This window comes from Cupriavidus yeoncheonensis (genome assembly GCF_905397275.1).
GTDB classification, from domain to species: domain Bacteria; phylum Pseudomonadota; class Gammaproteobacteria; order Burkholderiales; family Burkholderiaceae; genus Cupriavidus; species Cupriavidus yeoncheonensis.
The window spans coordinates 71,636-86,127 of record NZ_CAJPUY010000004.1; the positions used below are offsets into that span (position 1 = coordinate 71,636).

Sequence of the window (14,492 nt, forward strand, 5' to 3'; positions counted from 1 at the left end):
CGCTCCGCCTCCTGCGACGCCGGCGCCATGCGTCCGGCAGGATTCCAGGACCGCCCTCGGGCGGTCCTTCTCGTTGGCGGGCGCCGGTCCCGGACTGTGATCCTTCGCGGATGCGCGATCTGTACCGGCTCGGCATGTGATGTGCCCCCGAGCACGCAACCCTCGTCCACGCGCAGCCAATGCCAGGAGGTTGCTTCCACCCTGGCAAAGACAAGCCTTGCCCGAACTGAGCTTGAGCGCTTCCGCGAAAACTGTATCTCTCCCGCGCAGGCTGTATTCCCTACCCTTCTCCGTAATGTCGCGCGCCCCGCCAGCATGCCGGCGGCAACCCCACGGAGAGCACATCGATGCATGGACTTACAGCACTGGAACTCGCCAGAATCCAGTTCGGATTCACGGTTTCCTTTCACATCCTCTTTCCCGCCATCACCATCGGCCTTGCCTGCTTCCTCGGCTTCCTGGAAGCGCGCTGGCTGCTGACGAAGGACACGGTCTACCGCACCCTCTATCAGTTCTGGGTCAGGATCTTCGCCCTGAACTTCGGCATGGGTGTCGTGTCCGGCCTCGTCATGGCCTACGAGTTCGGCACCAACTGGTCGTTCTTCTCGCAGTTCGCGGGCGGCGTGACCGGCCCGTTGCTGACGTACGAGGTGCTGACCGCGTTCTTCCTGGAAGCGGGCTTCCTCGGCGTGATGCTGTTCGGCTGGAGCCGAGTCGGGCCGGGGCTGCATTTCTTCTCGACGGTGATGGTGGCGCTCGGCACCATGATCTCGTCGACGTGGATCCTGGCCTCCAACAGCTGGATGCACACGCCCGCGGGCTACGCCATCGTCGCCGGCAAGGTCGTGCCGACCGACTGGCTGGCCGTGATCTTCAACCCGTCGTTCCCGTACCGCCTCGCGCATATGGTGATTGCCGCGCTGCTGTCGACCGCGCTGTTCGTCGCAGCATCGTCGGCCTGGCAACTGCTGCACGGCCGCGCCGTGCCTGCCGCGAAGAAGATGCTGTCGCTGGCGCTGTGGATGGTCCTGATCACCGCCCCGCTGCAGGCGGTGGTCGGCGACGCCCACGGCCTGAACACGCTCGAGTACCAGCCCGCCAAGATCGCGGCGCTGGAAGGCCACTGGAACACCGCGGCGAAGGACGACAAGGGCGGCTTCCCGCTGATCGTCTTCGGCATTCCCGACATGGAGCGCGAAGAAACGCGCTACGCTATCGAGATCCCGCGCCTGGGCAGCCTGATCCTCACGCACACGCTCAACGGACAGATCCACGGCCTGAAGGACTTCCCCAAGGCTGACCGCCCTAACGCCACGGTGCTGTTCTTTACGTTCCGCACCATGGTCGGCCTGGGCGTGCTGATGATCCTGTTCGGCCTGCTCGGCTGGGTGCTGCGCCGCAACGGCGTGGTGTACCGGTCGCGCGCCTTCCTCCGCTTTGCCGTGCTGATGGGCCCCGCAGGCCTGGTCGCGCTGCTGGCCGGCTGGATGACCACCGAGATCGGCCGCCAGCCCTGGGTGGTCTATGGCCTGCTGCGCACCACGGATGCGGTGTCGGCGCACACCGCCGGCCCGGTAGCGTTCTCGCTGGCACTGTTCGTGGTGGTCTATTTCATCGTCTTCGGCGTGGGCATCCGCTACATGCTCAAGCTGGCAAGCGCCGGCCCCGTGGCCGACATCCACGCGCACGGCCATGCGCAGCCCTATGGGCCGGGCACCGTCGGCGCCGTTCCGGCCGCCGTCGGCGCGGCTTCCGCACGCACCGCCATGGCCCCGCACGGCCAGCGCAATTCCTGAACAGGTGATCAATATGGGTATCAACCTTCCTGCAATCTGGGCCTGCCTGATCTTCTTCGGCGTGATGATGTACGTCATCATGGACGGCTTCGACCTGGGCATCGGCATCCTGTTTCCGTTCGTCGGCGACCGCCATGACCGCGACGTGATGATGAACACGGTCGCGCCGGTCTGGGATGGCAACGAGACCTGGCTCGTGCTTGGCGGCGCGGCGCTGCTCGGCGCCTTTCCGCTGGCCTATTCGGTGCTGCTCAGCGCGTTCTACCTGCCGCTGATGCTGATGCTGCTGGGCCTGATCTTCCGCGGCGTGGCGTTCGAGTTCCGCTTCAAGGCCAGCGACCGCAGCCGCCCGTACTGGGATACCGCGTTCACCTGGGGCTCGGTGGTCGCGGCGTTCTTCCAGGGTGTGACGCTTGGCGCCTATATTGATGGCATTGCCATGCAGGGCACGACCTATGCCGGCGGCGCGCTCGACTGGCTGGCACCGTTCCCGATCTTCACCGGCGTGGGGGTGGTCATCACCTACGCCTTCCTCGGTGTCACCTGGCTCATCATGAAGACGGAGGGCCGGCTGCAATGGACCATGCTGCGCGTGACCAAGGTGCTGACCGGCGTGATGGTGGCGGTGATCGCCGCGGTGAGCGTCTGGACGCCGCTGACCCACCCCGGGATCGCCGCGCGCTGGTTTGCGCTGCCCAATGTGTTCTTCTTCCTGCCCGTGCCGCTGCTGGTGCTGGGCGCGGCCGCCGGCATCCGGCATTCGCTGCACCAGCGTCCGAACGTCGCCCCGTTCCTGTACGCGCTGCTGATGGTCTTCATGGGCTACACCGGCCTGGCGATCAGCGTCTGGCCCAACATCATCCCGCCGTCGATCTCGATCTGGGCCGCATCGTCGCCGCCGCAGAGCCAGGGCTTTGCGCTGGTCGGCACCCTGTTCATCGTGCCGGTCATCCTGGCGTACACCTCATGGTCCTACTACGTGTTCCGCGGCAAGGTCCGTCGCGGCGAGGGGTACCACTGATGTCCAGGCTCATGAAATCGCCGCTGGCAGGCCGCCTTGGCTGGCTGCTGGCGCTCTGGGCAGCGGGCGTCGGCACGGTCTTCGTCTTTGCCTGCCTGATGCGGCTGCTGATGCGCGCAGCCGGCCTTTCGAGCTGAGCGCAAGGCATGCCAGCACCCGGCACTTCCACCAGCACCAGGCCGCCCGCCAGCCGTACGGGTGGCGCGGCTGGCGCCCTGGCCGCGGCCTGGGCCGCGCGGCCGGACCTGTCGCCGTGGATTCACTCGCTCAAGGTGTTCGGCGCAGCCATGCTCGCGCTGTATGCGGCACTGGCGCTGGGCCTGCCACGGCCCTACTGGGCCCTGGCCACCGTGTACCTGGTATCCAGCCCGCTGGCCGGCGCCACCTACGCCAAGGGCACCTACCGCGTCGCCGGCACGCTGCTCGGCGCCTTGTGCGCCGTGGCGCTGGTGCCCTTGCTGGTCGGCGTGCCCGTGGTGCTGATGGCGGCCATTGCCTGCTGGACCGGTACCCTGCTCTACCTGTCGCTGCTGGAGCCGGCGCCACGCAACTACATCTGCCTGCTGGCCGCGTACACACTGCCGATCGTGGCGCTGCCGACGGTCACCGTGCCCGGTACGGTCTTTGCGGTCGCGCTGGCCCGTATCGAGGAAATCGTGATCGGCATCGTCTGCGCCAGCGTGGTCAGCGCGGTGGTGTTTCCCGTCCGGACGCGGCCCGCGCTGGCGGCGCGGGCGTCCACGTGGCTTGCGCACGCTTCGCGCTGGATCCAGGACATGCTCGGCGCCGGCGTGAGCCCGGTGCGCCGCCATGACAGCTTCAGCGTGCTGGCCGCCGACATCGTCGCGATGGAAAGCCAGCTTGCACAACTCGCCTATGAAACCGATGGCGCCCCGGCGCTGCGGCACGCACGCGCGCTGCACCAGCGGATGGCGGCGCTATTGCCGCGCGTGCTGGCACTGGCCGACGCCGTCGCGGCGCTGCGCCAGTCACCGGAAGGGCTTCCCGATGCGGTGGCGCAGCGTCTGGGGGCTACTGTGGCCTGGATCGGCGCTACGCCCGGCGCCAGCCGCCCGCTGAGCGCCTGCCGCCCCGCCGGTTCGACGCCGCCCGCCACGGCGGACTGGCATGCGCGGCTGGTCGCGGCCGCCAGCGAGTATCTCGATGAACTGGACGACCTGTGGCAGGACTGCCGGCTCCTGCAGGCCGGCCTGCAGCAGGGCGGCACCGAACCTGCCGTGCTCCGGTATCGCGTGGAGCCCGCGGGACGGGACCGGCACCACGACCACGCGCAGCTTCTGTTCCGCGCCGCGACCGCGGGCACGGCGACCTTTGTCGCCGGCCTGCTGTGGATGGCGTCAGGCTGGGTGGACGGCGCCGGCCCGGTCGGGCTGGCCGCGCTGGCGAGCTGCTTCATCGCCACCGCCGACCAGCCGCGGCTGATGGCCGGGCGCGTGGTGGTGTGGAGCGTGGCCTGTGCGCTGCTGGCCTCGTACTACCAGTTCGTGGTGCTGGTGCTGGCCCATGACTTCGGTTCGCTGGCGCTGCTGCTGTTCTGGCCCTACCTCATCATCGGGGCGCTGACGACGCAATCGCGCTACGCGCTGTTCGGCGTGCTGCTTGCGGTCACGTCGGCGTCGTTCGCCGGCATGCCGCAGTTCAGCGCCGCGCGCTTTGCCGACATCTTCAACAGCAGCCTGGCCAGCCTCGCGGCGCTGTGCTTCGCCGCACTGTGGGCCGCGCTGATGCAGCCATTCGGCCGCCAGCTTGTGGCTTACCGGCTGGCCCGTGCCAACTGGAGCGACATCGCGCTGGTGGCCCACCCGCGCGCGCCGGTCAACAGCGCGCGGCTGCGCGGCCGCCTGCTCGACCGCCTGCTGCGGCAGTGGCCGCCGGTGGCCGGGCGGCATCGCACCGGTGGCGGCGTCGCGGCCTTCCTGGCCGAATCCGCCGCGCTCGTGCTGCGGCGCGCCTGCGCGGACGTGCCTGCCGCGCGCCGCCGCACCGTGGAGCGGGCGCTGGCCGGCGTTGCGCGCTACTACCGCCAATGCCTGCGTACCGGCCACGACGTTGCGCCGCCGCCCGCGCTGGCCGCCAGGATCGACGCGGCCTGGACCGCGCTCGCCGGACCATCGGCCAGCTACCCGCGCGCCGCGCTGGCAGCGCTCGTCACCCTGCGCCTGGCACTGTATCCGCCCCTGACCCCTGCCGATGGAGCGCCCCATGCACGCCACTGAATTCAATGTCTACGGCGTATTCGTGCCCGCCACACTGGTCTGGATGCTGGCCGCGTTCGCGGTCACCGCCGGCGTGCGCGCGGTGCTCGACCGCCTTGGCCTCTACCGCTTCGTGTGGCACCGGTCGCTGTTCAATTTCTCGCTGTACATCCTCGTGCTGGGCGCGATGGTCGCGTTCGTCTGGGAGGTTCCATCATGCATCGCAAGTTTTCACTGATCGTCCCCGTCGCCGTGACGCTGATCGCCGTGGCCGCGGCGGCACTGACGGCGTGGCACCTCTGGCAGTACTACACCGGCGCGCCGTGGACGCGCGACGGCCGTGTCCGCGCCGACGTGGTACAGGTGGCGTCCGACGTCTCGGGACCCGTCGCCGAGGTGCTCGTCGCCGACAACGCCCGCGTGCAGCGGGGACAGGTGCTGTTCGTGGTCGACGAAGCGCGCTTCCGCGTGGCGCTGAAACAGGCGCAGGCCGTTGCCGCGTCCGCACACGCGGCATTGGCGCGCACAGGCAAGGTGGAAATTGCCGCCGCGCAGGCGCGCGCCGACCAGGCCGACGCGGCAGTGGAGGCGGCCAGCCTCGATCTGGCCCGCTGCCGCGTGGCCAGCCCGGTGGACGGCCACGTCGCGGACCGCCTGCCCCGCGCGGGCGATTTCGTGAACCGCGGCCGGCCCGCGCTGTCGGTGGTGGCCAGCGGGTCGCAGTACGTGGAGGGCTATTTCGAGGAAACCAAGCTGCCCGCGATCCGCGTCGGCGCGGCGGCCGACGTGCGCATCATGGGCCAGGGCACGGCATTGCACGGCCACGTCCTGAGCATCGCACCGGGCATCGACGACCAGGATCGCGGCAGCGGACCGAACCTGCTCCCCACAGTCAATCCGACGTTCAACTGGGTGCGCCTTGCGCAACGCATTCCGGTCCGCATTGCACTGGACGAGGTGCCGGCAGGCACGCATCTCGTCGCCGGTCAGACCGCCACGATCCGCATCCGGATGCCGCGCGAATGAGGCCGCACCCGCCCGCCGAACTGTTCTGCTGCCGGCGCATGCGATGTGTGCCCCCTGCCCGCGGCCTCCCGTCCCTACCATGGCTCCATGGATCGCCATCGCCCCCGGGAGAACCCCATGCAAGCAGCGCCAGTACACCCTTTGCCCGCCGTCAGCCGTGGCCCGGCGCCGGACCTCGCACCGGCCGCCTGCCGTGATCAGCTCGGCCGTCCGCTCAAGGACCTGCGCCTGTCGGTGATCGATCGATGCAACTTCCGCTGTACTTACTGCATGCCCAGGGAGCGCTTCGGGCGGGACTATCCGTTCCTGACACCGGCACAACGACTGTCGGACCAGGAACTGCTTGAGATCGCCCGCGGCTTCGTCAGCCTTGGCGTGGAAAAGGTGCGCCTGACGGGCGGCGAGCCGCTGCTGCGCAAGGGAATCGAGTCACTGGTGGAAGGCATAGCCTCCCTGCGCACGCCGCAAGGCCGGCAGGTGGAAGTCGCCATGACCACCAACGGCAGCCTGCTGGCGCGCAAGGCGCGCTCGCTGCGCGATGCGGGTCTCGGCCGCGTGACGGTCAGCCTGGACAGCCTGGACGACCGCACCTTCCGCGCCATGAATGACGTCGATTTCCCGGTCGGCCGCGTGCTGGAGGGCATCGAGGCGGCCCGCGCCGCCGGCCTGGCGCCCGTCAAGGTCAACTGCGTGGTGGAGCGCGGCACCAACGACGCGCAGGTGCTGCCGCTGATCGAGCACTTCCGCGGCAGCGGCGTGACGCTGCGTTTCATCGAGTACATGGATGTGGAAGGCCCGAGTGCGTGGTCACAGTCCCGCGTGGTGCCATCCGGCGAGATCCGCGCGATGGTCGAACGCGCGCATGCACTGGTTCCCGTGGTCCGGCGCGCCAGCGAGACCTCGAGCAACTACCTGATCGCGGATGGCAGCCTCAGGCTGGGCTTCATCTCCAGCGTTTCGCACCCGTTCTGCGGCGACTGCACCCGTGCACGCGTGTCGGTCGACGGCCGGCTCTTCCTGTGCCTGTTTGCCACGGACTCGGTGGATCTGCGTGCCCATCTGGCCACGAACCATCCGGCCGACGCCGTCGCCGATGTGGTCCGCGAAGCCTGGCAGGCACGCGGCGACCGCTATTCGGAATTGCGCGAGGAATTGCGCGAGGACAGGCGTGCCAGCGGCAAGCGGCAATACCCGACGGTGCGCATGTCCCTGGTTGGCGGCTGATCCTGGCCTGGCTCAGGCCGGGTCCGAGAACCACTGCGCGGCAAGCGCCGCGCCTTCCGGCGTCAGGCTGGCATGGCCACGGCCATTCTCTTCGATGCTGACCTCGGCGAGACCCGCCGACTCAAGTTGCGTCAGCACGCGGCGCAGCACGCTCATCGGCAACTGCGCGCGCTTGGCGATCCTGGCAAGCGACCACGGGCCGCCGGCCGCCTCGATCCCGGCCTGCCCCAGTACCAGCAGCACGTCCACGATGGCCGGATCAATCTCGCCAGTCGGTTCGCTCTGCGCCTTTTCGTCAGCCATGGTTTTTACTGTCCGGGTGCGCCCGACCCTGCGCCAGCAGATGCTGCGCGATCTTGCCAAGCGTCTGCACGGCGGTCTCGATGCCCGTCGACCATTCCGCGCTGTAGTTGAGGCGAATGCAATGGCGGTACGTCGCCGCGGGCGCGAACATATGCCCCGGCGCGACGGTGATCCGATGTTCCAGCGCCGCGTGGTACATCTCCATGGCATCGATGCCTTCCGGAAGCTGCACCCACAGCACATAGCCCCCGGCGGGCCGCGACGTGGTCGTGCCTTCCGGGAAGAACCTGCGCACGGTGGCGGCCATAATACTGGCCTGCTGCGCGTAGGCCTTGCGCACGCGCCGCAGGTGGAAATCATAGCCATCGTTCTTGAGGAACTCGGCGATCGCCAGTTGCGGGATGGCCGGCGTGGTCAGCGTGTTCAGGAACTTGAGCCGCTCCACCGCGCCGCGGTAGCGGCCCGGAAGCGCCCAGCCGATGCGGTAGGCATTGGTCAGCGTCTTGGAAAAGGACGAGCAGTGCAGCACGATGCCGGCCGTGTCGAAGGCCTTGAGCGAGCTGGGATGGGCTTCGCCATAGTAGAGCTCGCCACAGACATCGTTCTCGATGACGGGAATGTCCTTGCCGGTCAGCATCGCCACCAGCGCGCGCTTCTTTTCGTCCGGCATCTGGAAGCCGAGTGGATTCTGGAAATTGGGCATCACCATGCAGGCGGCGACGCCCTTCTCGTCGATCAGCCGCGCCAGCGCGCCGATGTCGATGCCCTCGACCGGGTCGGTCGCCACCTCGATCGCGCGCATGCCCAGCCGCTCGATCGCGTGGAGCATGGCGTAGTAGGTCGGGGACTCCACCGCGATCGTGTCGCCAGGCTTCGCCACCGCCTGCAGGCAGAGGTTGATGGCCTCGGTCGCGCCGATGGTGACGATCAGCTCGTTCGGGTTGACCGCGTAGCCGTTCTCCAGGTAGCGCCGCGAGATCTGCCGGATCAGCTCCGGGCTGCCGGGCGGCAGGTCGTCGAGCATGGTCCACTTGGCATAGCGGCGCGCGATATTGTTCGCGTACTGGTTGATGCGCTGCCACGGAAACAGCGAGGCTTCGGGGTAAGGCGAGCCCAGCGGCACGGCGTCGTCCGAGCGGATCGAGCGCAGCGTGGACAGTACCAGTGCGCTGACGTCCACCGCGGAAGGCTTGGCGCTGGGGCGGGAGGGCTGCAGTTCAGCGGCCGGCTCGCCCGCCCGCGCGCGCACGAAGTAGCCGGATTGCGGCCGGCTTTCGATGACGCCGCGGCTTTCCAGCAGCACATAGGCCCGGATCACCGTGGTGATGCTCATGCGGTGGTGCTGGCTGGCCTGGCGCACGGACGGAATCCGCTCGCCGGGCAGCAGCACGCCCTGTTTCACCAGCGCTTCGATATCTGCAGCCAGTTTTTCATAGAGTTTCACGCCGACCTCCCCTTGCCGGCCATTCCGGATCCGCGTTCCCGGGCGGCCTTTCGCCCGGTCTCCCCCTGCGCGCATCAACTAGGCCAGCGATGGAGATCATAGTACGGCAGCGACACATGAGGGAGCGGACCAGTATCCTGGCGCCGGGAGATCGACTGTGCCTCGTCAGGGCTCAGCATGTTGCGACTCCCGCCATGACGCCATCCGCTGCGCAAGCGCGGGCAGCGCCCGTGTAGTCGACGTAGCCATCCTTGCGGCAGAAGCTGAGCAGGCGCAGGCCGGCCTGCTCGGCAATGCGGATGGCCAGCGAGGTCGGCGCGGAGATCGTCGCCAGCATCTGGATATTCATGCGCGCGGCCTTGCGCACCAGCTCATAGCTGGCGCGGCTCGACAGGAAGACGAAGCCGTCGTCCATCGCGACGCGCCGCATTGCCAGGTGACCGATCAGCTTGTCCAGGCCGTTATGCCGGCCGACATCCTCGAAGACATGCAGGATCTCGCCGCGCGCATCGCACCAGGCCGCGGCGTGGACGCCGCCGGTCTCGCGCATCAGCCGCTGGTGCGACGGCAGCGCCGCCGCCGCGCGCGCGATCATCTCGCGCGTCGGCTGCAGCCGCGTTGCCGGCGAACGCATGGGTGCGGGTTCGAGATCGAGCAGTTCGAGGCTCTCGATGCCGCAGACGCCGCAGCCCGTGCGGCCTGCCAGCGCACGCCGGCGTGCCTTCATGGACGCGAATGCCTGTTCGCTGATCTGGAGCCGGATCTCGGCGCTGTGCGCGTGCACCTGCACCTCGAGGTCATGGATCTGCTCATTGCGGCTGACAATGCCCTCGGTCAGCGAAAAGCCCACCGCGAACGCCTCGAGGTCAAGCGGCGTCGCCATCATCACGGCGTGCGAGATGCCGTTGTACACGAGCGCCACGGGAAGCTCTTCGGCCACGTTGTCGACGGCGGATTTCGGCGCGCCGTCCTTGTGCCGGATGATGCTGCGTGCGGCATAGCCGTGGTGTTCAACCAGTTCGGTGCAATCCATGGGAACCTCGCGAAGATCGGGTGGCGCGCGCCGGCTGCGGGCCGGCGCTGCCGGAACATTGTGGGAAGCGGTTGCAGCAATGGTAGGCAGCGGCAACGGCAGGCAAGGCGTACAGTTGCGCCGCTTTGCGCCACCTACAGATGCGCGTCGGCGCGGCGCCTCATTCGACGGCGCCGTTCTCGCCGTCGTCGGGGCTCGGGAAACGGTATTGCCCGTAGCGCAGGATCAGCACGCCGCAGGCCAGCATGACCACGCCGCCGCACAAGGCCAGCAGGTGGAACTCGGTGGACTCGTTGAACCGCAGGATCAGGTCGCGCGCCAGCGACACCATGGCGATATACAGCGGGAAGCGCACCGGCAACTGGCCCAGCTTCAGGTAGCGCCCGACCATGGCCAGCACCTCCAGGTACAGGAACATCAGCAGCAGGTCGGTAATCGAGACCTTGCCCATGCCCGCGACCTTCCAGCCCTCCTCGGCCATGGCGAACGTGGTGGCCAGGCCGATCACGACCAGGCCCGCCAGTTCCACCACGCCAAGGAACGACTCCAGGCGGGTACGCACGACGCCTGGCCGGGGCCGCGCGCCCGGGATCCGGTTGGTACTCATGGCAGTACGGATCGTCGTCAGGCTGCCGCCGCAGCCTGGTGGCCAGCCAGCGTCAGCAGCACGGGCACCGACTTCGACGTGGGCGTGCCGCAGCCGTCGCCGATGCTCTCCAGCGGCACCAGCGGATTGGTTTCAGGGTAGTACGCGCCGAGGCACCCTTGCGGAATGTCGTACTCGACCAGTTCGAAGTCCTCGACCTGGCGTTGCACGCCGTCGCCCCACACGCTGGTGATGTCGACCCGCTGCCCGGCCTTGAAGCCCAGCCGCGCCAGGTCGGCCGCGCTGATGAAGACCACGCGGCGCAGGCCGAACACGCCACGGTAACGGTCGTCGAGACCATAGATCGTGGTGTTGTACTGGTCGTGGGAACGCGTGGTCATCAGCACCATCAGCTTGTCGCCGTACTGCTCGCGTGCGCGGTGGATGGGGGTGTCCTTGTCGATCGCATGGACCAGGAACTGCGCCTTGCCGGACGGGGTCTCCCAGACGCGGTTGCACGCGCCCGGCGTCAGGTGGAAGCCGCCCGGCACGGCCACGCGCTCGTTGTAGTTCTCGAAGCCGTCGATGACCTGCTCGATCGCGTCGCGGATGCGCGCATAGTCCTGCGCGTACCACAGCCAGTCGATCTTCTCCGAGCCGAGCGTCGCGGCCGCCATGCGCGCGACGATGGCAGTCTCGGACAACAGGTCCGCAGAGGCCGGCTTGTTCATGCCGAACGAGATATGCACCATGCAGACCGAGTCCTCGACCGTCACGCCCTGCGCCACGCCGTCCTGCTCGTCGATCTCGGTGCGGCCCAGCGTCGGCAGGATCAGCGATTCCCTGCCATGCACCAGGTGGCTGCGATTCAGCTTCGTGGCGATGTTCACGGTCAGCGCGCACTGGCGCAGGCCTTCGTGCGTACGCGGCGTATCCGGCGTAGCCGTGGAGAAATTGCCGCCCAGGCCGACAAAGACCTTGACCTTGCCCTCCAGCATGGCCTCGATGGTCTCCACCACGTCATACCCGTGCCGGCGCGGCGGTTCGAAGCCGAAGGCGGCCTTCAGGCGGTCCAGGAACGCGTCGTCCGGCTTCTCGTCGATGCCGACCGTGCGGTCGCCCTGCACGTTCGAATGTCCGCGCACCGGCAGCAGCCCGGCGCCGGGGCGCCCGATATTCCCGCGCATCATCATCAGGTTCGACAGGATCTGTACCGTCGGCACCGAATGCTTGTGTTGCGTGAGGCCCATGCCCCAGCAGGCGATCACGCGCTGGCCGCGCGCATAGACACGCGTCAGCGCATCGATGTCCGGCAGCGATACGCCCGACTCCGCCACGATGTCCGCCCAGCTTTCCGCGCGCAGGTCCGCGACGAAGGCGTCGAAGCCGACCGTGTGCTCGCGCACGAAGTCCACGTCGATCAGGCGCGCCTCGCCGTGCTTGACCGCCTCGTCATCCAGTTCGACCAGCCGCCTGGCCACGCCCTTGATCAGCGCGAAGTCGCCGCCGAGCTTCGGCTGCACGAACATCGAGGCGATCTTCGTGCTCGAACCGGTCAGCATCTCCACGGGGTGCTGCGGGCTGGTGAAGCGCTCCAGTCCGCGTTCGCGCAGCGGGTTGATCGAGACGATGGTGGCACCGCGCCGCACGCACTCGCGCAGCTCGCCCAGCATGCGCGGGTGGTTGGTGGCCGCATTGTGGCCGAACGACAGGATGGTGTCGGCATGCTCGAAGTCGTCCAGCGTCACCGTGGCCTTGCCGACACCGATCGTCTTCGGCAGGCCGCGGCTGGTGGCCTCGTGGCACATGTTCGAACAGTCTGGGAAGTTGTTGGTGCCATAGGCGCGCACGAACAGCTGGTACAGGAACGCGGCCTCGTTGCTGGCGCGGCCCGAGGTATAGAAGGCCGCCTGGTTCGGATCCGGCAGTGCGCGCAGGTGGCGGGCGATCAAGGCGAACGCTTCATCCCAGGCGATGGCGCGGTACTTGTCGGTCTGCGCGTCGTACACCATCGGGTGCGTCAGGCGGCCGTGCTGCTCCAGTTCGTAGTCCGTCTGCGCCAGCAGCGACGTGACCGTATGCTGCGCGAAGAACTCGGGCGTAACGCGCATGCTGGTCGCCTCCGCCGCGACCGCCTTGACGCCGTTCTCGCAGAATTCGAACGTCGACGCGTGCTGGCGGTCCGGCCATGCGCAACCCGGGCAGTCGAAGCCGTCGGCCTGGTTCTGCTTGAACAGCATCTTGTACTTGCCGCCGGCAACTTTCTCCTTGACCAGATTGATGGCAACGTACTTCAGTGCACCCCATCCGGCGGCGGAGTGGGTGTAGGGGGCGATGTGGCCCTTCTCGGGCGTCGGAGAGCTCATGGCGTGCGTCCTGTGTGACGGGGGGCTGGGGGTGGCCGGAACACCTACCAATCGATTCGGCCAGATCCTGTGACGCCAGATTAGGTTCGACGACCCCTCCCCGGTGCATACAGACAGGAGCACAGTCCGGGAGCACAGTTCCGCGAGGCCACGAGCGCTTCATCCGGGAAGCGCTGACGCGCGGCAAAAGGCACAGGCAGGCGCCTGCGAAACGATGACGAGCCTGTAATACATCGGTCAGGCCGTGGTCACCGGTCGTTGCCCAGAATGGACAGCACTTGCCCGGCATTGCGCCACAAGTGCCGGGGCCACGCAATTCCGCGGACCCCATCCCTTCCGGAGAAAACACCATGAACACCCTGCTCAAGTCCATGCTTGCCGTATGCGTGCTGTCCGCACCGGTCCTGTCCTTTGCCCAAAACGTGCAGGCACCGGTTACCCGCGCCGAAGTCCGCGCCGACCTGGTGCGTCTGGAGCAGGCGGGCTATTACCCCGGCCGCAGCAACTACAACTACCCGGCTGACCTGCAGGCCGCCGAAGCGCGCGTCCAGGCTACGCTCGACACGGCCCGGCACCAGGACACCGGTACCCAGGCCACCACGACGGCCACCCCTTCCGCGCCCGCAGCCAGCATGCAGGCCGCGAAGGCAGCACCGAACGTTGACCAGCCGCGCAGCGCCTACTTCGACGGTGCCTGATCCGTGCAAGCCAGATAGCAGCACCGGATCGCCGGCCGCGAATGCCGCCGGCGCGGCGCTCCCCGAAAAGAAAAAGCCCGCGCAAGCGCGGGCACAAGGGCTTGAGGACTTGAGTCGAGTCTCTCAATGTGTCGGATTGTCCCAGTTCCGGATGCATGCCAATACCCCCGGACGGGTGATCCGACGGCCCCGATCCGTGGCCTGAGTGGCCTGGAACCGACAGGCAGTCTTGTAGACGGGTAGATGGCACCAGAAAAAGTGCCGAATGAGCAACTGTCCGCTGGCCGGACGTCAGCCGGACTTTCCCGCAGCCTTGAGCTGGGCGCTGGCCAGCTCAAGCATGCGCAGCGTTTCCGCGAATATGGCATCGACACCCGCTGGCGCGGCGCCTTGCGCCCGCACGGCGTCGCGGTCGGCACTCACGCCCCCGAGCAGGCTGTCCAGCAGGCCGGGCTGACACTGTTCCGCCCGCTGCAGGAGCATATGGATCAGGTATGCACAGGCGCCCAGGCGCGGATCGTCGGCAACCGGGCTCGATGGGGAGTCCATGGTCGTGCTCCTTGTCTTTGTCGTGTGCGTTTGTCGTGTGTGGCTGTTCGCGCGGGCGCGCCAGGGTGCACGATCTTGCCACAGCCACAGCCACAGCCACAGCCACAGCCGCAGCCGCAGTTGCCCACGCCAACGGTCGCCGGGCCCCGGGCGCCCACCCCCTGCCCCTTTCCCGGCAGCGGATATCCCCGGAAAATCGCCCTGAAAGAATCTGAAATATGGAAAGCCGA

The 14,492-nt window shown here is 67.9% G+C and carries 14 protein-coding genes; 8 read left to right on the forward strand and 6 right to left on the reverse strand.

Annotated elements, in window-relative coordinates:
* The first annotated feature begins 347 nt into the window (after window positions 1–347).
* The 7 genes from KHO22_RS06510 (at window position 348) to moaA (ending at window position 7,283) form a co-directional block, all read left to right on the forward strand.
* Window positions 348–1,796: a cytochrome ubiquinol oxidase subunit I gene (locus tag KHO22_RS06510; protein WP_211946301.1), complete on the forward strand. Its 1,449-nt coding sequence runs from the start codon at window positions 348–350 to the stop codon at window positions 1,794–1,796.
* Window positions 1,797–1,809: 13 nt separating this feature from the next.
* Window positions 1,810–2,817 (forward strand): cytochrome d ubiquinol oxidase subunit II, encoded by a 1,008-nt coding sequence (gene cydB / locus KHO22_RS06515; RefSeq protein WP_211946302.1) that lies wholly within the window; start codon window positions 1,810–1,812, stop codon window positions 2,815–2,817.
* Window positions 2,817–2,954 carry a DUF2474 domain-containing protein gene (locus KHO22_RS06520; RefSeq protein ID WP_211946303.1) on the forward strand — a complete coding sequence of 46 codons (138 nt, stop codon included), beginning with the start codon at window positions 2,817–2,819 and terminating at the stop codon, window positions 2,952–2,954. The genes cydB and KHO22_RS06520 overlap by 1 nt, the downstream gene beginning before the upstream one ends.
* A 9-nt stretch (window positions 2,955–2,963) precedes the next feature.
* Window positions 2,964–5,054, forward strand: a complete 2,091-nt coding sequence (locus KHO22_RS06525) for an FUSC family protein (RefSeq protein ID WP_211946304.1) — start codon at window positions 2,964–2,966, stop codon at window positions 5,052–5,054.
* Window positions 5,041–5,271, forward strand: a complete 231-nt coding sequence (locus KHO22_RS06530; protein ID WP_211946305.1) for a DUF1656 domain-containing protein — start codon at window positions 5,041–5,043, stop codon at window positions 5,269–5,271. Before KHO22_RS06525 ends, KHO22_RS06530 begins: the two co-directional genes overlap by 14 nt.
* A complete protein-coding gene (locus KHO22_RS06535; RefSeq protein ID WP_211946306.1) occupies window positions 5,250–6,059 on the forward strand; it encodes an HlyD family secretion protein in 810 nt (269 codons plus the stop codon). The genes KHO22_RS06530 and KHO22_RS06535 overlap by 22 nt, the downstream gene beginning before the upstream one ends.
* Before the next feature lie 117 nt (window positions 6,060–6,176).
* Window positions 6,177–7,283, forward strand: a complete 1,107-nt coding sequence (gene moaA, locus KHO22_RS06540) for a GTP 3',8-cyclase MoaA (RefSeq protein WP_211946307.1) — start codon at window positions 6,177–6,179, stop codon at window positions 7,281–7,283.
* Between the two features lie 12 nt (window positions 7,284–7,295).
* Here the strand turns inward: moaA and KHO22_RS06545 are convergent, their stop codons facing one another.
* The 5 genes from KHO22_RS06545 to KHO22_RS06565 all read right to left on the reverse strand — a co-directional run bounded on the left by KHO22_RS06545 (window position 7,296) and on the right by KHO22_RS06565 (window position 13,015).
* Entirely contained in the window at window positions 7,296–7,586 is a 291-nt protein-coding gene (locus KHO22_RS06545) for a helix-turn-helix domain-containing protein (protein WP_211946308.1), read from the reverse strand.
* Window positions 7,579–9,030 carry an aminotransferase-like domain-containing protein gene (locus KHO22_RS06550; RefSeq protein ID WP_211946309.1) on the reverse strand — a complete coding sequence of 484 codons (1,452 nt, stop codon included), beginning with the start codon at window positions 9,028–9,030 and terminating at the stop codon, window positions 7,579–7,581. Before KHO22_RS06550 ends, KHO22_RS06545 begins: the two co-directional genes overlap by 8 nt.
* A 172-nt stretch (window positions 9,031–9,202) precedes the next feature.
* Window positions 9,203–10,063 carry a formate dehydrogenase accessory sulfurtransferase FdhD gene (gene fdhD / locus KHO22_RS06555; RefSeq protein WP_211946310.1) on the reverse strand — a complete coding sequence of 287 codons (861 nt, stop codon included), beginning with the start codon at window positions 10,061–10,063 and terminating at the stop codon, window positions 9,203–9,205.
* A gap of 160 nt (window positions 10,064–10,223) precedes the next feature.
* Window positions 10,224–10,670: a phosphate-starvation-inducible protein PsiE gene (locus KHO22_RS06560; RefSeq protein WP_211946311.1), complete on the reverse strand. Its 447-nt coding sequence runs from the start codon at window positions 10,668–10,670 to the stop codon at window positions 10,224–10,226.
* A gap of 17 nt (window positions 10,671–10,687) precedes the next feature.
* On the reverse strand, window positions 10,688–13,015 hold the full coding sequence (locus KHO22_RS06565; RefSeq protein ID WP_211946312.1) for an FdhF/YdeP family oxidoreductase: 2,328 nt from the start codon (window positions 13,013–13,015) through the stop codon (window positions 10,688–10,690).
* Window positions 13,016–13,365: 350 nt separating this feature from the next.
* Between KHO22_RS06565 and KHO22_RS06570 the strand changes: the two genes are divergently transcribed.
* Entirely contained in the window at window positions 13,366–13,713 is a 348-nt protein-coding gene (locus KHO22_RS06570) for a DUF4148 domain-containing protein (RefSeq protein WP_211946313.1), read from the forward strand.
* 291 nt (window positions 13,714–14,004) lie between these two features.
* Here KHO22_RS06570 and KHO22_RS06575 read toward each other — a convergent pair whose 3' ends face one another.
* Complete coding sequence (locus KHO22_RS06575; RefSeq protein WP_211946314.1) at window positions 14,005–14,262, reverse strand: hypothetical protein; 258 nt, start codon at window positions 14,260–14,262, stop codon at window positions 14,005–14,007.
* Window positions 14,263–14,492: the final 230 nt, after the last annotated feature.